The organism is Halanaerobium salsuginis (assembly GCF_900114545.1).
GTDB classification, from domain to species: domain Bacteria; phylum Bacillota; class Halanaerobiia; order Halanaerobiales; family Halanaerobiaceae; genus Halanaerobium; species Halanaerobium salsuginis.
Window position 1 is genome coordinate 49,504 of the sequence record NZ_FOTI01000008.1, and the last position, 20,124, is coordinate 69,627.

20 protein-coding genes, 1 tRNA gene and 1 riboswitch are annotated in these 20,124 nt (G+C 30.6%); of the genes, 20 read left to right on the forward strand and 1 reads right to left on the reverse strand.

All coding sequences use genetic code 11. The annotated features are described in order from the left end of the window. Nucleotides 1-31: 31 nt before the first annotated feature. The 16 genes from waaF (at nucleotide 32) to BMZ74_RS04445 (ending at nucleotide 15,746) form a co-directional block, all read left to right on the forward strand. Nucleotides 32-1,099 (forward strand): lipopolysaccharide heptosyltransferase II, encoded by a 1,068-nt coding sequence (waaF, locus tag BMZ74_RS04370; protein ID WP_089860311.1) that lies wholly within the window; start codon nucleotides 32-34, stop codon nucleotides 1,097-1,099. Next, nucleotides 1,099-1,851: a glycosyltransferase family 2 protein gene (locus tag BMZ74_RS04375; RefSeq protein WP_089860315.1), complete on the forward strand. Its 753-nt coding sequence runs from the start codon at nucleotides 1,099-1,101 to the stop codon at nucleotides 1,849-1,851. The genes waaF and BMZ74_RS04375 overlap by 1 nt, the downstream gene beginning before the upstream one ends. Continuing rightward, on the forward strand, nucleotides 1,851-2,954 hold the full coding sequence (locus tag BMZ74_RS04380) for a glycosyltransferase (protein ID WP_089860318.1): 1,104 nt from the start codon (nucleotides 1,851-1,853) through the stop codon (nucleotides 2,952-2,954). The genes BMZ74_RS04375 and BMZ74_RS04380 overlap by 1 nt, the downstream gene beginning before the upstream one ends. Before the next feature lie 67 nt (nucleotides 2,955-3,021). After that, nucleotides 3,022-4,173, forward strand: coding sequence for an O-antigen ligase family protein (locus BMZ74_RS04385; protein ID WP_089860321.1), 1,152 nt, complete (start codon nucleotides 3,022-3,024; stop codon nucleotides 4,171-4,173). Nucleotides 4,174-4,189: 16 nt separating this feature from the next. Next, nucleotides 4,190-4,999, forward strand: coding sequence for a lipopolysaccharide kinase InaA family protein (locus BMZ74_RS04390; RefSeq protein WP_089860324.1), 810 nt, complete (start codon nucleotides 4,190-4,192; stop codon nucleotides 4,997-4,999). Between the two features lie 19 nt (nucleotides 5,000-5,018). Beyond that, nucleotides 5,019-6,164: a glycosyltransferase gene (locus BMZ74_RS04395; protein WP_089860327.1), complete on the forward strand. Its 1,146-nt coding sequence runs from the start codon at nucleotides 5,019-5,021 to the stop codon at nucleotides 6,162-6,164. A gap of 29 nt (nucleotides 6,165-6,193) precedes the next feature. Further along, entirely contained in the window at nucleotides 6,194-7,336 is a 1,143-nt protein-coding gene (locus BMZ74_RS04400) for a glycosyltransferase family 4 protein (protein ID WP_089860330.1), read from the forward strand. A 78-nt stretch (nucleotides 7,337-7,414) separates the two neighbouring features. Continuing rightward, the gene (locus tag BMZ74_RS04405) at nucleotides 7,415-8,542 is read left to right on the forward strand and encodes a glycosyltransferase family 4 protein (protein WP_245750810.1); all 1,128 of its coding nucleotides are present in this window, start codon (nucleotides 7,415-7,417) and stop codon (nucleotides 8,540-8,542) included. 21 nt (nucleotides 8,543-8,563) lie between these two features. Continuing rightward, complete coding sequence (locus tag BMZ74_RS04410) at nucleotides 8,564-9,172, forward strand: AarF/UbiB family protein (protein WP_089860334.1); 609 nt, start codon at nucleotides 8,564-8,566, stop codon at nucleotides 9,170-9,172. A gap of 103 nt (nucleotides 9,173-9,275) precedes the next feature. Continuing rightward, a complete protein-coding gene (locus BMZ74_RS14465) occupies nucleotides 9,276-9,437 on the forward strand; it encodes a hypothetical protein (RefSeq protein ID WP_177181359.1) in 162 nt (53 codons plus the stop codon). Then, entirely contained in the window at nucleotides 9,434-10,387 is a 954-nt protein-coding gene (locus tag BMZ74_RS04420; RefSeq protein ID WP_089860341.1) for an NAD-dependent epimerase/dehydratase family protein, read from the forward strand. Before BMZ74_RS14465 ends, BMZ74_RS04420 begins: the two co-directional genes overlap by 4 nt. Before the next feature lie 105 nt (nucleotides 10,388-10,492). After that, nucleotides 10,493-11,302, forward strand: a complete 810-nt coding sequence (locus tag BMZ74_RS04425; protein WP_089860344.1) for a lipopolysaccharide kinase InaA family protein — start codon at nucleotides 10,493-10,495, stop codon at nucleotides 11,300-11,302. Between the two features lie 42 nt (nucleotides 11,303-11,344). Beyond that, the gene (locus BMZ74_RS04430; RefSeq protein ID WP_089860347.1) at nucleotides 11,345-13,006 is read left to right on the forward strand and encodes an ArnT family glycosyltransferase; all 1,662 of its coding nucleotides are present in this window, start codon (nucleotides 11,345-11,347) and stop codon (nucleotides 13,004-13,006) included. Between the two features lie 85 nt (nucleotides 13,007-13,091). Continuing rightward, entirely contained in the window at nucleotides 13,092-13,817 is a 726-nt protein-coding gene (locus tag BMZ74_RS04435; protein ID WP_245750811.1) for a glycosyltransferase family 2 protein, read from the forward strand. Nucleotides 13,818-13,822: 5 nt separating this feature from the next. Next, a complete protein-coding gene (locus BMZ74_RS04440; RefSeq protein ID WP_089860349.1) occupies nucleotides 13,823-14,101 on the forward strand; it encodes a lipid-A-disaccharide synthase N-terminal domain-containing protein in 279 nt (92 codons plus the stop codon). Between the two features lie 31 nt (nucleotides 14,102-14,132). After that, nucleotides 14,133-15,746, forward strand: coding sequence for an ArnT family glycosyltransferase (locus tag BMZ74_RS04445; protein ID WP_177181360.1), 1,614 nt, complete (start codon nucleotides 14,133-14,135; stop codon nucleotides 15,744-15,746). A gap of 66 nt (nucleotides 15,747-15,812) precedes the next feature. Here the strand turns inward: BMZ74_RS04445 and BMZ74_RS04450 are convergent. Then, nucleotides 15,813-15,888: transfer RNA gene (locus BMZ74_RS04450), tRNA-Glu, on the reverse strand. 316 nt (nucleotides 15,889-16,204) lie between these two features. On the opposite strand from BMZ74_RS04450, the gene BMZ74_RS04455 reads away from it, so the two are divergent. The 4 genes from BMZ74_RS04455 to BMZ74_RS04470 all read left to right on the forward strand — a co-directional run bounded on the left by BMZ74_RS04455 (nucleotide 16,205) and on the right by BMZ74_RS04470 (nucleotide 19,784). After that, nucleotides 16,205-17,479, forward strand: a complete 1,275-nt coding sequence (locus tag BMZ74_RS04455) for an L-serine ammonia-lyase, iron-sulfur-dependent, subunit alpha (protein WP_089860355.1) — start codon at nucleotides 16,205-16,207, stop codon at nucleotides 17,477-17,479. 40 nt (nucleotides 17,480-17,519) lie between these two features. Beyond that, entirely contained in the window at nucleotides 17,520-18,866 is a 1,347-nt protein-coding gene (locus BMZ74_RS04460) for an FAD-dependent oxidoreductase (protein WP_089860358.1), read from the forward strand. An 87-nt stretch (nucleotides 18,867-18,953) separates the two neighbouring features. Continuing rightward, entirely contained in the window at nucleotides 18,954-19,355 is a 402-nt protein-coding gene (locus BMZ74_RS04465) for a DUF134 domain-containing protein (protein ID WP_089860361.1), read from the forward strand. A gap of 15 nt (nucleotides 19,356-19,370) precedes the next feature. Next, entirely contained in the window at nucleotides 19,371-19,784 is a 414-nt protein-coding gene (locus tag BMZ74_RS04470; RefSeq protein ID WP_089860362.1) for an OsmC family protein, read from the forward strand. Nucleotides 19,785-19,970: 186 nt separating this feature from the next. Beyond that, nucleotides 19,971-20,070, forward strand: a riboswitch (purine riboswitch). Nucleotides 20,071-20,124 lie beyond the last annotated feature (54 nt).

Sequence of the window (20,124 nt, forward strand, 5' to 3'; positions counted from 1 at the left end):
AAGCTCAGACTCTGAATGAGGAATGGTTAATATGGAAGCAGTAAAAAGGATAATAGTAGTTGATCTTTTGTATCTAGGGGACTTATTATTTGCTCATCCATTTTTATCAGGTTTAAGGAAGCTTTTTCCGGCAGCCAGGATTGATCTGGTGGCAAATAGTAATTTCGCTGAATTGATGCGAATTAATCCCAACCTTGATCATGTTTATAGTTATAATAAAACTTGGAATACAGGACGTTCTTATAAGTTTGCTAAGAAATTAAAAATGAATAATTATCAGCTTGGCTTAAATATTCATGGTAACTGGCGGACTGCATTATTGTTAAAAGTCATTGCAGCTAATTATAATATTGGTTATGGTGGTCAGGGAAGAGGGATTTTTCTGGAGCAAGAGGTTAATCAGACTATTGATGGTCATATGATTGATTCTTATCTTGACTTTTTAAATAAACTTACTCAGAATGAACAATTAGCTGATCATTTTAGTGATGAGCAGGTTTATTCTAGCAGTCAAATTACAGATATACCTCAATTAGAAATTTCAGCAGAATATTTACAGTCTGGAATAGCTAAATTAAAGATGATAGGTTTAAATCAGGAGCAAAAATTTATAGCTTTAAATACAGGTGGTAGCTGGCCTACTAAGCGCTGGCCAGTAGAACATTTTACAGAGCTAGCTGCCTGGCTAATTGAAAATTCCTGGCCAGTATTGTTTATTGGTGGCCCGGGAGATCAGGAGCGAGTTGCTCAAATCTTAGCTCAGCTGCCTGATTCAGAATATCTTTTTAATCTAACTGGACAGACTTCTCTAGTGGAGTTGACAGCAGTTTTAAAACAGGCTGAGTTGATAGTTAGTGGTGATACAGGTCCAGTTCATGTAGCAGCAGCAGTTGGAATACCAACTGTAACTTTGTTTGGACCATCTGATGAAAAAAAATATGCCCCCCGGGGTAGAGCAGATAATATTGTGATAAAAAATACGGGTCTTAACTGTCGTCCTTGCGGTGAACACGAATGTCCTTTAGGCCACTTTAAATGTCTGCGAGAGTTAACTTCAGAGTTAGTAATTGATAGTTTAAAAGCCAGGGGGCTGATCTAATGGCTGATTTGACAGCTTTAGTTTTAACTTATAATGAGGAAAAAAATATTGCTGGCTGTTTATCTAGTCTTGACTGGGTTAAAAACATAATTATAATAGATTCTTTTAGTACTGATCAGACTAAAGAAATCTGCCTTAGTTATAATAATGTGCAGTTTTATCAGCATGAATTTAATAATTTTGCTGAACAGAGAAATTTTGGTCTTAAAAAACTGAAAACTGACTGGGTTTTAGTGGTTGATGCAGATGAAAGAGTGACAGAAGCTTTACAGTTAGAAATAACTAAAACACTTAAATCTCCAGCTGCTCCAGCTTATAAAATACCTCGTAAAAATTATTTTCTTGGTAAATGGATTAAATATTGTGGTTGGTATCCTGATTATTCTATTCGTTTATTTAAGAGCAGCTATCACTATCAAGGGCTTGTTCATGAGTCACCTATTATTAAGGAACCTATTTTGGCTTTACAGAATGATTTTATTCATTATACTTATTCTGATCTGGCAAGTTATTTAGCTAAAATAAATCAGTATACCACTTTAGATGCTGCTAAGAAGTTTGCGCGGAATAAAAAAATTGGCCCTTTATATCTGCTCATCAGACCTATACTTGAATTTATTAAAAAATTTATTCTTAAAAAAGGTTTTCTATTGGGGAGTCAAGGCCTTATTCTGTCTGTTTTATCTGCTTACTATCAATTTTTAAAAGCTGCTAAATTATGGGAATTAAATAATCTTAAGGATGAAAAATGATGAAAAATATTGTTTTTTTAAATAGCTGCCCTGTCTGGGGTGGTGGTGAAAAATGGACTTTTACTACAGCAAAAGCTCTAGCCGAAGATCCTGAATATAATGTATATATTGCTACTGGTCGAGATACTGAGCTGGCCCGGCGATCAGCTGCAGCTGGACTTGAAGTTCAACCTGTAAACATTAAAAGTGGAATTACAGTTCTTAATTTTGTTAAAACATATCGTTTTGTTAAATTTTTACAGACTAAGCAGATTGATATTATGTTTTTAAATATGTCTCAGGATTTAAAATTTGGTGGTATAACTGGTAAATTGGCCAATTTAGATAAGGTTATTTATCGACGGGGATTAGCAGTTCCTATTAAGAATAGATTTTATAATAAATATTTATTCAAAAATTGTTTAACTGATATAATTGCTAATTCTTTAGCAGTAAAGAATTCTCTTTTAAAATATACTGAACAATGGTTAAAAGAAGATAAAATAACTATAATTTATAATGGAATTAATTTTAAGAAAGTTAATTTAGCAATTGAAAACCGACAAAGTAATATTCGTGAAGAATTTAATTTGAATGCTGAGACAACGATTATAGCTAATGTGGGTCGTTTAACAGAGCAAAAAGGCCATACATATTTAATAAAAGCAGTTGATTTACTTGCTAAAAAAGCTAATAATTTTAAAGTTTTAATTATTGGTACAGGTCCTTTGTTAGAATCAATAGAACAAGAAATAAGTAATTATGATTTAAATGATAAATTTATCTTAACCGGTTTTAGAGATGATATTTATAATATTTTAGAACAGAGTGACTTTTTGGTTCATACTGCTCTCTGGGAAGGATGTCCTAATACTATTTTAGAAGCAATGGGAGTTGGGCTACCAATTGTTGCTGTTAATATTGATTCAGTTAAAGAAGTAATGATTGACAATAAAACTGGATTTTTAGCTGAGAATAAAAATTATGTTGATATAGCAGATAAGATTGAAAAAATGATTTTTAGTCAAAAAAAAGAGTATTTTAGTAAACAGGAAAAATTATTAGTTAAAAATAAATTTTCCTTTAAGATAATGATTGAAGAAGTAAAAAAGCTTTTGGAATAATAATTAGGGGGAGATTTTTATTTCAGTTAAAATTAATTTTATTGATAATTTTATAGTTGGTAGTTTGATGTTTATGATGTTTAGTTCAGCTATTTCAATTGCAGGTTCTAGTATTGGGATGGGATTAGCTTTTTTAGCCTGGATTATAAAGTTAATTTTAGTTAAATTTAAAGGAGAGAAGATTTCATTTGTTAAAGTTCCTTTTAATAAAGCTATTTTAATTCTTTTTTCGGGGATTTTAGTGTCTTTTATCGGCACACTTGATTTTGATATGAGTCTAGCGGGCTTAGAAGATATTTTAATAGTTATTATACTTTTTTATTTAGTTGTTAATAATGTAAAGACTGTTAAAACTATAAAGAAGATGTTTGCTCTGGGAATAGTTTCAATAATTATTTCATCTATATATGCTACTTTTTATCAACATTTTTACTTAGGAATATCTAGAGTTGATTCAACATTTATGGCACTAGATTTTGGTGCTTTACTTTTAATATATTGTATTTTTATTATGATATTTTTATTTTTTAATGAAAATGGGCTAAAAAGTGATTTCTTATCTGGCTTTGCTTTAATACTACTTTTAGTTACATTAGCTTTAAATAAATCTCGAGGTTCTTGGTTGGGGTTTGTTGGAGGTTCTGTAATAACTTTTTGGTTACATAAAAAGAAACTGATACCAATTTTTTTGATTGTTTTACTTGTTGTAATGTTATTTGCCCCAGCAGCTATTCATGATAGAATAATGAGTATTACAGATTTAAAAAACAATAAGAGTAATTATACAAGATTAGGTCTCTGGAAAAGTTCCTTAATGATTTTTAGAGATAACCCAATTAATGGGGTTGGAATTAATAATTTTAGGCAAGCTTATAAATCTGGCTATGAACAGTCCAATGTAGACCATCCTTTTTCTCATGCACATAGTACATTTTTAAATTTTTTAGCTGAAACAGGGGCGATTGGGCTAGGTTCTTTATTGTACTTATTTTATAGTGTTTTAAGATTTCTTTATTCAGGATATAAATATGTAGAAGATAAGTTTTCTAAGCTATTTATTTTAGGAACCTTTTCATCATTTATTGGAACCTTTTTAATTCAAGGGATGACTGAATCTAACTTTTCTAAATCTGTTGTGGGGCGGACAATCTGGTTCTTAGTTGCTTTAGCTGTTGTTTTAGTTAAACTAAGTGAAAAGCAAGAAGAAATCCCCCAGTAATTAGGAGTTAACTAAGATGAATATTAGTTACTACAATAATAAAATAAATTATTGTTATAATAACCATTTTGATCAAGAACTATTACGAATGGCAATTTCCTTATTAAAAAATGATGTAGTTCCTGATAAAAGATTTGAATTAGTCAAAGCAGAGCCTGAACGCAAGGTTTATAAAGCTTTAATTAATGGGAAGAGTTATTTTTTAAAGCAGTATAAATATCGCAAATTAAAAAAAAGAGTCAAAAATATTTTCCGGAAGTCTTCTGCTTGCCGAGCATTTAAAATGACTAATAAATTATTAGACAAAAAAATAACTGTTGTTAAACCAGCTTTAGCAGTTACTTACCGACATGATTTTTTCACTCTAGATAGTTTATTCATAACAGAAGATTTTATGGGGTCTGATCTGCAGAGCTTTATTGCCCAGGGAAATTATGATTTAAAGACTAAAAGTAAAGTAATAAAGCAGGTTGCAAAATTATGGGCTGATTTATATAATAATAATTTTATTAATGGTGATCCTAACTTGCCAGGTGTTTTATTAAAATTTACTACTGAATTTAAGCTTTGTCTGGTTGGTGTAGATAATATAAGACATTTTCCCTACTTAACTAAAAAGGCCATAACTAACAATTTGGCTAAATTTAATGCCCATAGTTATTCAGGACTTGCTGGGCTAGGAAAAGCAAGATTGTCTCATCAGGATCGAAAGCTTTTTTATAATGAATTTTTAGCTTGTTATAATAAGAGTGGTATATTGCTTTCTGATATTAAAAATAAGACTTTTAAGATATTATCTGATTGGGATAAAGGAGATCTAATATAATTTAAAGGAGAAGATCACTTTGAATATTGTATATGTTTATGGACGAGACTGGCCGGGTGAAAAAGCTGGCATAAGTTTTTCTACCTATACTGGCTATGGTATAGCAGAGAGTGATAAAAAAAATAACATAGAGATGATATTTGCTAAAAATACTAAAAAAGACCCAGAGGAAGTTTTAAGTGATTATTTTTCGTTAGATCCAATTTCTAATTTTAATATTAATTTATTAGATAATAGTACTTTTTTTAGTGAAACAACAAAATTTTATTTTCAAGCTTTAAAAAAAATAATAGAGTTAAATAAGAATAAAAAAATTGATGCTATAATTACTAGAACTGTAAAATTTTTGCCATTTTTGTTCTTATTAAAAAAATTATATGGCTTAAATATTTTTTTTGAGGCACATAGTTTTTATCTTGATCCAGATTTGAAGCAAGAATATGATCGTAAAAAAGAATATATTTATCAGAAGCTATTTTTGCCTAGTTTTGATGGTATTATATGTCATCAAAGTCAGATAAAAAATTTATACCAGAAATATATTCCAGAAAGTAATTATGCTACTATAACTTATGGTATTAGAACTTTAGAGAGGGTTAATGATATTTGGGAAAATCAATATATTGGCTATGTAGGATCACTTTATGAAAATAAAGGTGTAGAAGATCTTTTTAAAGCTTTTAAAAAGATAGAATATCCAGGCTTAAAGCTATTAATTATTGGTGGCAGAGATAAGCGAATAGCAAGATTTGAGAACTTAGCTCGTAATCTTAATATTGAAGATAGGGTTGAAATTACAGGTTGGGTTGATAGAGGTAAAGTTGATGATTATTTAAAAAAAGTGAAAATAGGAGTAGTTCCAGTCAGAGATACTTTTCATGGTAGATATCTTACCTGTCCCACTAAAATATTCAATTATTTTTCTCATGGTATTCCAGTTGTTGGTAGTGATTTACCAACGGTTAAGGAAGTAGTAACAGATAAATGTGGTTTATTTTATAAAGATGGTAATATTGATGATTTAACTAAAAAAATAAATAAATTATTGGATTCTAAGGAGCTATTTTACAATTGTTCTGATAATATTATGGAAATAGCTAAAAATTTATATTTTAAAAATCGAGGAAAAAAATTTATTGATTTTATTGAATCTGTTTCAAATTGATTGACATTATTTAGTTAGGAGAATAAAAAATGAAAGTAGCGCTTGTACATAAAAAATATACTACTCATGGAGGTACAGAACGTTATTTAGTTGGTTTATCCAAGTTTTTAGTTAAAAACAATCATCAAGTTCATGTTTTTACAGCAAGTATTGATCCAGAATGTAGAGATGAAAAGATCAACTTTCATCAAGTTTCTGCCTGGGGTAAGCATCTTGGCATTGATAAATATACTTTTTCTAAGAATGTGAAAAAAGAATTAAAAAAATATGATTTTGATATTATTCAAACTTTTTCTCGAGTTGGTTTTGGTGATGTAATTCGAATTGGTGGAGGATGTCACCAAATTTTTCTGGATAAATATTTTAATAGTTTAGAAAATCCACTTTATAAATTAAAAAAGAAAATTGAATATAAACTTTCTTTACAAGATTATTTTACTAGATATTATGAAGCCCAAGATTTTAAGAAGGGTAATTATAAAAAAATAGTTGCTGTTTCACAGATGGTAAAAAATGAAATTATAGCTAATTATCATGTTCCACCAGCAGATATAATTGTTAATCATAATGGAGTAGATATTGGAAAATTCAACCCGGGTAATCGAGAGGAATATCGCAGAGAAATTAGAAAAAAACATGAGATTGCTAATGATGATTTTATGATATTGTTTTTAGGGACTGGCTTTAAAAGAAAAGGTTTAAAATATATAATTAAAGCATTACCTGATATACCAAAGATTAAATTAATGGTTGTTGGCAGAGGTAATATCAAAAGATATAGAAAATTGGCTGCGGAATTTTCAGTACTAGATAGAACAGTTTTTGTTGGTCCTATAAAAAATGTTGAAGCTTATTATGCAGCAGCAGATATTTTTGTTTTTCCTTCTATTTATGATCCCTGTGCTAATGTGACTCTAGAAGCTATGGCTTCTGGATTACCGGTTATTACTTCAGAGAGTAATGGAGCGTCAGATGTTATAAATCATGGTAAAAATGGATATATTCTAGATAGTGCAGATGATACTCATGATATTAAAAAATACATTAAATTTCTAATTGATAATAAAATTCTTAATGAATTCTCTAAAAAATCTAGATGTACAATGTTAGATTATAGTAAAGAGAAAAATTATCAAAAAATGTTAGATATTTATCGGGATATAGATAGATAAAAATATTATTAAGTATAAATTATCTTTAATTTTAAAAAACATATTTTATATATAATATAATTTAAGGTGGATGTTATTATGATAAAAAATATTTTATTTATAAATACAGGAAGCGGTTGGGGGGGGCTAGAAGCCTGGTTTTATAAAACCTCTGCTGCTTTACAGCAGCGAAATTATCGTGTATTTATTTTAGCTCAAAATGATTCTAAATTTTATAATAAATCTATTGAAAAAGGATTTAATGTTACCGGAATTGATCATATTGGAGATGGAACATTTTTAAATCCATTTAGGATTTGTTTTTTAGTTAATTATCTAAAAAAAAATAATATTGATGCTATATTTTTAGCTCAATCTTCTCATTTTAAATATGGTTCAATTTCAGGTAAATTGGCAGGAACAAAAAAGATTATTTATCGCAGAGCAATTGCTAAGCCTATAAAAAATAAGTTCTACAATAGATTGTTTTTAAAATACTTTATTACGGATTTTATGTCGATATCTAAAATTACTAGAGATATGAATTTGAAAGATATTCCAGAAGGTGTTTTAGATGAGAGCAAACAAAAGTTAGTATATAAAGGTGTTAAGAAAGACAATTTTTTAAATCCCGAGATCAAATCAGATATAAGAAAAGAATACAGTATAAAAGATAATGAATTAATATTAGTAAATATTGGTAGACTCTGTCGTCAAAAAGCTCAACAATATTTAATTGAGGCTCTGCCTGAAATTATAGAGGAGCATCAAAATTTTAAAGTTTTATTTGTTGGTAAGTTGGGTGGAAAAGAAGATGAATACATTCAAAGAGCTAAAGAGCTTGGAGTAGAAGACAAGATTATTTTTACCGGCTTTAGAAAAGATATACCATCTATTTTAAAACAGGCTGATTTTATGGTTCATACTGCAATTTATGAAGGTGGCTCTCCCTGGGTGATTTTAGAAGCAATGATGGCCGGTCTGCCAATAGTATCAACTCGAGCAATAACGATTCCTGAATTTGTTGAAGATGGTGTTAATGGCTATCTAGCTGAAGATAAGAATCCAACTGATATTGCTAATAAAATAATTAAGATGATTGAAAATAAAGATCGATCCCAAATGGGCAAAAAATCAGCAGAAATTGCTGCTGAAAAATATACTTTTAAAAAAATGATAGATAATATTGAAGAAAAAATATTTGAGAAAAAAAATTATGATGAATAATTTAAATGGAGTAATTTTAAAATGCTTACTAAAAAAACATACAATAATAGAATTAATGTTTATTCACAAAATAAAATTGAACCTGAGCTAATAAAAATTATTATAAATTTTTTGTTTTATAGTAAAGAGGATTCAGAACATAATTTTGAATTGATTAAAGCAGATAAAGTAGGAACAGAAGTCTGGAAATTAAACTATAAAAACCAATTTTATTTTTTAAAAAAATATTTCCCAGTTAAATTTGTCAAAAAGATTAAAAATATATTTCGACCAACCGAAGCAGTCAGACACTTTATTACTACCATTTTATTAAATAGATCTGGAATAGATAGTTTTGAACCGGTAGCTGCTTTGACTTATAGAAAGTCTTTATGGTCATTTGATAGTATTTTTGTTATGAAAGAGTCTAAAGGACTATTGCTTAAAGATTTTATTAAATCTGATTTAGGAAATCTGAAAAATGATGAAATAATTGCAAAAAAATTTGCTTTACTGTGGAAAAACTTATTAAAAAATAATTTTTGGCATCAAGACCCTAGCCCAGTTAATTTTATTGTAAATACTAAAACTTCAAAACCAGAAGTGAATTTGATTGATGTTGACAATATTTATAAAGTTCCTTATAATTAAGTACAAGGCTAAATCGCTGGCTGTATTTCAACATAAGATTTTATTATCATTAGAGCAAGAAAAAATTCGTAATTTTTCTTTTGAGCATTTTCTGGAAGAATTATTGAAAGTTTCAGACAATACAGCATTGGTTAAAAAGTTTATTTCAAAAACTAATCAAGAACTGCTGGCGAGAATTTATAAAAAGAATGATCAAATATTTATTAAAGAAAATCCATACCTAGAAAAAATCAATTATAAATATCAAGGAGGAAATATAAATTGAAACATTTAGTTACAGGTGCAGCGGGTTTCATTGGTTCAAATTTGGTTAAAAGATTATTAGCAGAAGGAGAAGAAGTAATTGGAGTTGATTGCTTTACTGATTACTATCAGCGCAGCTTAAAAGAAAGAAATTTAAATGGACTGCAAAGTGCTCAGAAATTTGAATTTATTGAAGCAGATTTATTAGAAATTGATCTTTCCGATTTATTAAAGAATATTGACTACATATATCATCAGGCAGCCCAAGCAGGAGTTCGTTCTAGCTGGGGAAAAGATTTTGAAATTTATAATCGCAATAATGTTTTGCTAACCCAGAAACTTTTAGAAGCCGCTAAAGCAAGTAAACAGCTAAAAAAGTTTGTTTATGCGTCATCTTCCTCTGTCTATGGAGATACTGATCAATTACCTATGCAGGAAAGCAACCGCTTACAGCCTGTTTCACCTTATGGAGTTTCTAAATTGGCAGCTGAAAATCTTTGTTATCTATATTATAAAAACTTCGCAGTCCCAACAGTTGCTCTGCGATATTTTACTGTTTATGGGGAAGGACAAAGACCTGATATGGCTTTTCATATTTTTATTAAAGCTTTTTTGGAAGGAAAGGAAATTGACATTTTTGGTGATGGCAACCAGAGTCGTAACTTTACTTATGTAGGCGATATAGTAAGGGCTAATATTTTAGCTGCCAGGCAGGCACCAGCAGGTGAAATTATAAATATTGGAGGATCTGGTAAAGGAATTGTACTTAATGATACCTTAAATTTGATTGCAGAGTTAACTGGCCAGGAAACAAAAATTAATTATCTTGATCAGGTTAAAGGTGATGTCAGACATACATCAGCAGACACCACTAAAGCAGAAAAATTATTGAACTATTATCCTGAATGTTCTTTTGCTGATGGTCTGCAAAGAGAAGTTGATTGGTTGAAAGATATCTATTTAGCAGATTAATTTATATAAATTTACTATAGACTGATTATTCTTTTTTAAAAGTAATTTAATGATTTTAAATGATTATTTTTAAACTAAAATAGACTAAATTAAGGATGTTAGCAGATGAGTTTGGAAAATAATTCTTTTATAAATTATACTAAAGATGAGATTAAAGTTATCGTTAGGGCAGATTTGGATCCTATCTGGGTGGATAAATTCATTGCTGAGCATTGTGAGAATAAATCTGGAAATTATCAAGCAGAAACACTTTATAATAAAAGGAATAAAATTAGTCGTTTTACTGATCCAATTTTAGAAAGAGATATTGCAGTAAAGGAGTTTCATTTAGAAAAAAAATATGATCAATTAAGATTCAGATTTTTAGATTCAAAAGCAGTACGTTCTTTAAAAATTGCACGCGCTTTGCAAGAAATTGGCCTATTGACTCCAGAACCGCTGGCTGTAATTGAAAAAAGAGCTGAAAACAAAGAAATTATTTATAGCTATTATATTACTGATTATCTTAATTATGATTTTAATTTACTCGATATTGCCAAAAAAATGGATCATCCTGAGCGTTATAAAGTAGCAGAACTAATGCCTCAGTTAGCAGCTGAGTTAAAAAGAATGCATGCTGCTGGAATAGTTCATAATGATCTGCATGCAGGCAATATATTAGTTAAAAATTTTTCCAATCAGCCAGAAATTTTCTATATAGATTTAAATAGAGGTCGGATTAAAACTGATCTAGCAAGAAAAGAAAAAATTGCCGATCTTAAGCGTTTGAAGTTGACTACTCACGAACAGAAGATTTTTTTAAAAGAATATGCGGGTAAAAACTGGCAGGGTTATCAAAAAGAACTACAGCGGGCCAGGGCCAGACGTAGAACATTTGTTAAATTAAAAAGAAAAGTTCGTAATTTTTTTAATTGAATTTTAGTAAGCAATATTAACTAAGAAAGGAGGCAATAAATAGTGAAATTAATTGATAAATTAATTAAAACCAAAACTCAGCAAAAGCTTATCTTGGGAACATTAATTGTAATTATATTTTTATTATATTTTATGAATAGCTGGAGTTATGATCTCTGGTCACCCGATGAACCTCGTTATGCAGAAGTAGCTAGAGAAACAGCCTTAAATGGCAACTGGATAATTCCTCAATTAAATCAGCGAACTTATTATGAAAAACCTCCACTCTATTTTAATTTAGTTGCTTTAAGTGGACTTTTAATAGGCCGATTTTCAGTAACTTCTGTGAGATTACCTGGTATAATTATAGCTGTACTTTTACTTGCTTTTTTAACTTATTTTGTCAGAAAAGAGATTGATTTTTTAACCGGAATCTTAAGCTTTATTATTTTAGCTACAACTATCAATTTTTTCTGGTTGGCTATGAAGGTTAATCTTGATATACCATTACTTTTTTGTACTACCCTAGCTTCTCTGCTACTTTTTAGAAATAGAGATAATTATCAGTCAAAACGTTGGACCACTTATTTAGCATTTTTATTAATGGGATTAGGGACTTTAATTAAAAGTCCAATTTCTATTCTACCTGTGCTAACAATTATAGTCTATCTTTTTTTGCATAAAAATATTTATCGACTTAAAAAGTTTCCCTGGTTAGGATCATTTTTCTTTTTATTTTTACCTGGGATTATCTGGTTATATTTAGCCTATCATATTGCTGGATATTCTTATCTAAAAACAGCAGTTTTTGATCAGCTGATTGGTTATTCAACAGGTGGTCAAGGGCATCCTCAGCCTTTTTATTATTATTTAATTAATTTTCCACTGCAGGCACTTCCCTGGTCTTTGTTTTTAATTCCAGGATTTTATTATTCGTATAAGGTACGTTCTAATTTACCAGACCTACTTAATTATGCCATAGTTTCATTTTTAGTGATTTTTTTAGTCTTTTCATTAGTAGGTAGTAAAAGAGGAGTTTACTTAATGCAGTTGTATCCTTTTGCTGCTATTATAATTGCCTGGTTTTTTAAACTTCATTTCAATGGTAAAATTAAAAATAATAAATCAATTATTATTCCAACTTTAATTATGGCTATCTTATTTCTATTTCTAGGAATATATTTATATTTACAGGGGACAGATCTCCTTACAGATCAGTTTCAAATTAATTTACAGCAGCAGTCAGGCTTTGTATTTTTCTATCATTCTCTAGTATATCTTTTCATAATAACATCTTTAATATTAATTACTATAACTCTGTTTCGTTCAGCTCAGTTTAATTTTAGTTTTATAGTCTTATTTGGGGTGATATTACTTATTATGCTCAAGACTATTTTCTTACCGACTCTAAACCAGGTTAAATCAGAAAGATATTTGGCCAATGATTTAGCGGCAGCTTATACTAAACAGGCTGAAATTGGTCTCTGGGGTTCACTAAATAATGATAGTGGTTTTGTCTTTTATACTGGTATTTATTATGATTATATTTTTGAAAATGAAAATGAAGTTAAATATTTTTTAGCTAAACCAGGTAAGCAAATTCTAATTATTAATGATGTTGATAAGTGGGAAGAAAGTTCTTTTAAAGATATATATCAGCAATATTTTCGGTTAAAGCAATATCAGGTGGGCAGTAATAAAATGCTGCTTTTAACTGAGAACTAAAAAATATCTGTTAAAAAAGTTTTTTCTGTTTTGAGTAGAAATAATTTATCGGACTAGACTAATTATTATAAAGAGGGTAATTAAAATGAATATGAATAAATATAAATATGATATTTCTTTTGTAGTTCCAGTTTATAATGAACTACAAAATTTAAAACCTTTAACAGCCAGAATTATTACTGTTGTTGCGGAATTAGATTATAATTGTCAATTAGTTTATGTTGATGATGGTAGTCAGGATGGCAGCAGTGAACAAATTGATCAATTAGCAAAAAAACATCCTAATTTAAAGGCACTTCATTTTACAGAAAACAATGGTCAGACTGCCGCTTTTTTAGCTGGATTCAGAAGTTCTGAAGCAAAATACATAGCTACACTTGATGCTGATCTACAGATTGATCCGGCAGATGTCAAAAAATTAATTCCTTATTTAAAAGACTATGATATGGTAATCGGAATTAGAAGTAAAAGGAATGATAGCTGGGTTAAAAAAATTTCTTCCTTAATAGCTAATCGAGCTAGAAATCTAATTACTGCAGAAGAAATAACTGATACTGGCTGTCCATTAAAAATTTTTAGAAGTGAAGTACAGGCTAATTTTTATCCTTTTCAGGGTATGCACAGATTTTATCCTACTCTGGCAAAAATGACTGGCTATCAAGTCAAGGAAGTTGAAGTTAATCATCACCAACGCCAACACGGAAGTTCCAAATATGGAATCAATAATCGTCTCTGGTGTGGTATTTTAGATACTATTGCAGTTAGATGGATGAAAAATAGAATAATTAATTATCAACTTGAGGAGGAATAAATTTTATGGTCTGGATTTTAATTGGTCTAGCTGGCCAGGCGATGTTTTCAATTCGCTTTATAATTCAGTGGTTGGCTTCTGAGAAGGCAAAGAAAAGCATTGTGCCAGTCTCTTTCTGGTATTTTAGTATTGGAGGTAGTGTGATTTTATTAATTTATGCTATTCACCGCCGGGATCCAGTTTTTATTCTTGGCCAGTCAACAGGGTCATTTATTTATTTGCGTAATTTATATTTAATCAGGCAAGAAAATGAAAACCAAAAAAAAGAAAATAATCTTAAATAATAAATTTATAATAGTGAGGAGGAATAATTACTTGGATTTAGCTAAATTTTTTCGCAAACGCACTTATATTTATCTAGTTATTTTATTTGCTTGTTGTAGTATCTTATATCTTCCCTCTGCTCTTAATCGGGATTTACACTATCGTGACGAACTTCGTTATGTTGAGGTAGCTCGGGAGATGTCAGTAACAGGTAATTATCTTGTGCCTCATTTTGGAGGAGAAGTTTATCCTGATAAACCTCCAGTCTATTTCTGGCTGTTGAACTTTAGCAAAAAAATATTTGGTAACTACTCTACTCTGGCAATGATATTTCCGAGCTTAATAGCAGCTTTAAGCATGATTATAATGACTTTTTATCTCGGCAAGTTGTTTTGGGAACAGCAGACTGGTCTGCTGGCAGCTTTAATTTTAGCTACTAATATTTTATTTTTTGTTTTTGCTGTGATGGTAAGAATGGATTTGATAATGTCAGTTTTAATTGGGGGCTCATTAATATTTTTTTATGTAGCTTATCAGCAGAAAAAAACCAATTATTATCTGCTAGTTTATTTTTTGATGGCCCTTGCAATAACTGTTAAAGGCCCAGCTGGTTTTTTGATGCCTTTAGTCATTATACCTACTTTTTTATTTTGGGAAAGAAATCTGGCTGAACTTAAAAATATGAAATTAAAAACTGGTCTGCTTATATTCTTCGGAATATTATTGCTCTGGCTAATACCTGCTTTATTAGTGGGCGGTAAAGATTATGCTTATCAGCTATTAATTGTGCAGACCTTTGGACGAGCTGCTAATTCTTTTATTCATACTGAACCATTTTATTATTATTTTGTTACTTTTCCAGTTGCTTTTTTACCCTGGTCTTTGTTTTTTATAGCAGCTTTGTTTTATCTTTGTTTTAAAAAGAAAGAGTTATCAACTGCTTTAAAGTTTATTTTAAGTTGGTTTTTAGCTCCTTTAATTTTATTTTCTTTTTTTAGTAGTAAATTACTATTTTATTTATTACCTATTTATCCAGCAGCAGCTTTATTAACTGCTTATTTATTTAAAGAGCTAAAAAATAAGTCTGAAATTAGATATTTTGTTATTGTTCCAGTAATTTTAACTATTTTTGGTCTGTTAATTACTTTTAATTTGCTGCCGGCAAACTATGCTGGTTATAATCTAAATATACTATTAAAACCAATTTTGATTGCTTTAATTATAAGCATTCCAATTTTAATTATAATTTTAAAAAAGAAAAAAATGGTTTATATAAGCTCCTTGTTAATAGGATTAGCCCTGACTTTTATTCTCAATTTTTCATTAGTAATTATTCCAGCCGCTAGCTCAGAGTACACAAAAGTTCCTTTAGCTGAAAAATTAATAAATTTAGAAAAAAGCTTTGGTCAGCATAATATAATTGCTTATCGCTATGGTCAGCCAGAGTCATTGGCAGTTTATACAGACTTTATGATTAAAGATTTAGGTAGTGAAAGCAATTTAATTGAGTATCTTAGCCAGAGAAAAAAAGCTATTATTTTAGTTGACCAGGATGATTGGCAGGACTTGAATTTAACTGAGATAGAAAACAATGAATTATCTGGTCAGTTTAAAACTATTTATTATTCAAATGATTATAAATTAATTGCTTATTACTTACCATAAATATAAGTATTAAATTAATTTTAAACATAAAAAAAAGACAGCCTAATGGCTGTCTTACTTACAAATTGGCACCCTCAAGGGGATTCGAACCCCTGCCGCCAGGATGAAAACCTGGTGTCCTAGACCCCTAGACGATGAGGGCAAAACACACAAAAATTTGTTGACTGCATTAAATATAATAGCATAACATATAGTATGAGTCAAGCTTTTTTGAAAATAAATTTAAGATTAATTAAGAAATAATTTAAAAGATAAATTTTATTAATGAGAAAATAATAACTTAATTGATTAACAGGAAGTAAAGTATGAATCTAGAATATTACTATAGTAAGTGTTAATCTGTTTTTAATTAGTAATTATTTATTTGTTTTTAATTTGCGTAATAATTACTTTTGAATTATAAGATCATATAAAGTAGCGAATATTTAGGAGTAGAATCTAAATTTAGAGGTGATTAGATGACAGGATTACTTGATTTTTTTGCAAAAAATGAATTACTATTAGCTCAGGGATGTACAGAACCAGGTGCAGTTGCCTATGCTGTGGCTGCGGCTGCAGAATACAGCATTGGTGATTTGCAGGAAATTAAGCTTAAATTGGATGGATTTGTTTATAAAAATGGTATGTCAACAGGTTTACCTGGTATTAGTAAATATTATGGTAATAAGACTGCAGCAGCTCTTGGCTACTTTGCTAAAAATGCGCGTAGTAGGAAGTTGACTGTATTGGCAGATCTTCAAGCAAAGTTAGCACCTGCCTTAGAAATAATTGAAAAAATAAAATTTGAAGTTTTAGAAGATAAAGAGCCAGTTTATGTGGAGGCTATAATAACTGCTGATAATCAGGTCAGCTCTTTAATTAAAGGCAGTCATGATCATTTGGTAGAAATAAAAGTAGACGAGGAATTGGTTTATCAGGCAGAACAGCAGTCCGCTGCTAGCCAGGAACTGGCCCGAGTAGATCAGCAGTTAAAGGAGATGGGAATTAAAGAACTAATAAATTTAATAGAAACTGAATTTTCTAAAGAACATTTGCAATTATTAAAGGATGGGTTTAAATTAAATTCAGTTATTGCACAGGCTGGTCAGCAGGAAATTGGACCTCAAGTTGGTCAGAAATATCGTCAGCGTCCTGGTTTTAGTAAAATAAATGAGATTTCTGCCTTAGCAGCTGATGGAACTGGTGCTAGAATGGCCGGGGTACCATCACCAGCTTTAGCTTCTTCTGGAAGTGGTAATCAGGGTATATTTATTTCTCTGGTTACTTATTATAGTGCTCAATATTATTTTGATTTAAGTGAAGAAAAAATTTTTAAAGCTACTATGCTGGCTCATTTAATTGGCCACTATGCTAAAATATATTTGGGTAGGCTGTCAGCCTTATGCGGTTTGTTTTATGCTGCAGCACCAGGTGTCCTGGGAGCTTTACTTTATCTAGCAGATAAAACAGATAAAATAGAGGCTGCTATTAATAATTTGATTAGTGATACCAGTGGTGTTTATTGTGATGGTGCTAAAGGAAGTTGTGCCCTGAAATCACTAACAGCAGCTGAATTAGCAATACGTCATTTTGATTTTGTTCAAGCTGAGCTAGACTGTTATTTACCATCTGGATTTATTAGCCCCTCTTTACAGCAGACATTTACTAATTTGGCTGCTATTGCAAAGCCGGCTGAAGGTACAGTAAATAACACGCTATTTAAAGTAGTCGAAAAAACTGCCTGTCAAATTTAGTTTTATTAATCATAATTAGTTTTAAAGGAGGAAGTAGATAATGAAAATAGCAATAATTGGTGGAGTAGCTGCTGGAACAAGTGCTGCTGCAAAAGCAAGTAGAACTAATCCTGAAGCTGAAATAGTTATTTTCGAGCAGGGATCTGATATTTCCTATGCTGGTTGTGGTTTGCCTTATTATATTTCTGGGGTGACAGAAACTAAAGATAAATTGATTATGAATACAGCTGGAGAATTTAAAGAAAAATATGGAGTCGAAGTTAAATTGAAACATACAGTAACTGCTATTAATCCCGGACAAAAAACAATTGATTATCAAGATTTAACTAACTCAACTACAGGAAGTTATAGTTATGATAAATTAATTATTAGTACAGGTGCTTCGCCTATTAAGCCCCCATTACCAGGGATAGATCTGGAAAATATTTTCACCTTGCGCTCAGTTGCTAACGCAGAGAAAATAAAAGCAATGCTCAAGACAGCTGATACGTCTAAAGTTGTAATTATTGGTGCAGGTTTAATTGGCTTAGAAATGGCAGAAGCATTTAGCAAATTGGGGCTTAAAGTTACTGTTGTAGAAATGCAGGAACAAGTTTTACCACAGTTTAGTTCAGAAATGGCAGCTCTGTTAGAAAAACATTTAAAAGATCAGGGGGTTGATTTAATTCTGGGCGATGGTGTAGATCATTTTATGGGAAGTGGAAGTGTAGAAAAAGTTTTTACAGCTGAAGGTAAGGAAATAGCAGCAGATTTAGTCCTGCTTTCCATTGGGATTAAAGCTAATTCTCAGCTGGCAGAAACAGCTGGTATAGAGCTTGGAGCAAGTGGAGCTATTGCAGTGGACGAAAAATTGGCAACAAATTTAGCTGATATTTATGCAGCTGGTGACTGTGCAGAATCTTTAGATTTATTAATTGATAAACCGGTCTGGGTACCACTTGGCTCAACTGCTAATAAACAGGGACGAGTAGCTGGTGAAAATGCAGCTGGTGGTGATTCTGTTCATAAGGGAATAATTAAAACTAGTATAACTAAAATATTTGATCTAACTGCTGCTCGAACTGGACTAACTCAAGAAGAAGCTAAATCAGCTGGAATTGAAACAGCTGCAGTTAAGATTAAAGCGCCTAATCATGCTAGCTATTATCCTGGAAGAGAAGAAATTCATCTGCGTGGTATATTCAATCAGCAGACAGGTGTTATTGTTGGAGCAGAAGTTATTGGTGGTGCAGGCACTGATAAGAGAATTGATGTTCTGGTGACTGCAATTAGCCAACAATTAACTGCTAATGATCTTTTCCAACTTGATTTAGCTTATGCTCCCCCTTATTCTGGTCCTAAAGATGCAGTAGCCATTTTAGGTATGGTAGCAGAAAAGAAATTATAAGCTTTTGTTGTTTGGGCATTTATTTGGTATAATTAGTATATATAAGTATTTTACTAAACATTAAATAAGGTAACAGGAGTGAAAACTATGGCTCGTCCAACAAAAGATCGCTTAATAGAGCAATTACCAGAAATAAAATTTTTTAAACCAGCTGGAGTTCCTGGACATCAGTTGGAAGTAGTAGAAATAACAATGGAAGAAGTAGAAGCTCTGCGTTTAAAAGATGTTGAAGGTTTAAAACAGGAGGAAGCAGCTCGCCTAATGAATGTATCTCGGCCTACTTTTCAACGAGTGTTAACATCTGCTCGTCAGAAAGCAGCAGAAGCTTTAACCTGTGGTAAAGCAATTAAGTTTGCAGGTGGAGACTATAGAGTTGTCAGACCGGGTCATTGTCCTAAATGTGGCAAAAAAATGCGACATAAAAGAGGGCAGCGTAATATTCAAGGTGAAATTAAAAAACCTTGTTCTGATTGCTCACCAACAGATTAAGTGGAGGAATTGAAAATGCAAATTAATGTTAACTGGGAAGATGGGCTAGCTTTTAATAGTAATTTTCCTTCAGGTCATAAATTGATGTTAGATGCTAATCCAGAAAGTGGGGGCCAAAACAAAGGTCCTCGTCCTATGGAGGTAATGTTAAGCGGGCTTGCTGGCTGTACAGGTATTGATATTGTACTTATTTTAAAGAAAATGAAAGTTGAGTTAGAAAGTTTTGAACTTGAAGTAGAGGCTGAAAGAGCAGCAGAAATCCCCCGCCGATTTACTAAAATAAAGATTCACTATAAGCTAAAAGGTAAAAATTTAACTGATAAAAAGGTAGCTAGAGCAATTGAATTATCACAGGAAAAATATTGTTCAGCCAGTAATTCTCTTAATGCAGAAATTAGCTCTGATTATGAAATAGAGATAACAGACTAGCAGCTTGAAAAAGATATTGAAAAAAATAAATTGAAAGCTGGTATTACGATAAATTAGCGGTCAAAAAATATATTAAAAACCTTAGAGTTTAAAACAATATTGACAATTTGACTAACATTATCTATAATTATATATGGAATTAAAGTTAAGTTGATATTTTATTTCTGAAATTTAGTTAGAATATAAAATTAAAATAAAATAATACCTCATATAATTGTGATAAGATGGTTCACGACTTTCTAGTGCCTACCGATAACTGGCAACTATGAGGGGAGTATATTTATGTAGCTTTCAGCTTGAATTACTTATTTAGGTAAAGACCTATTTTTTATTGCCTGAA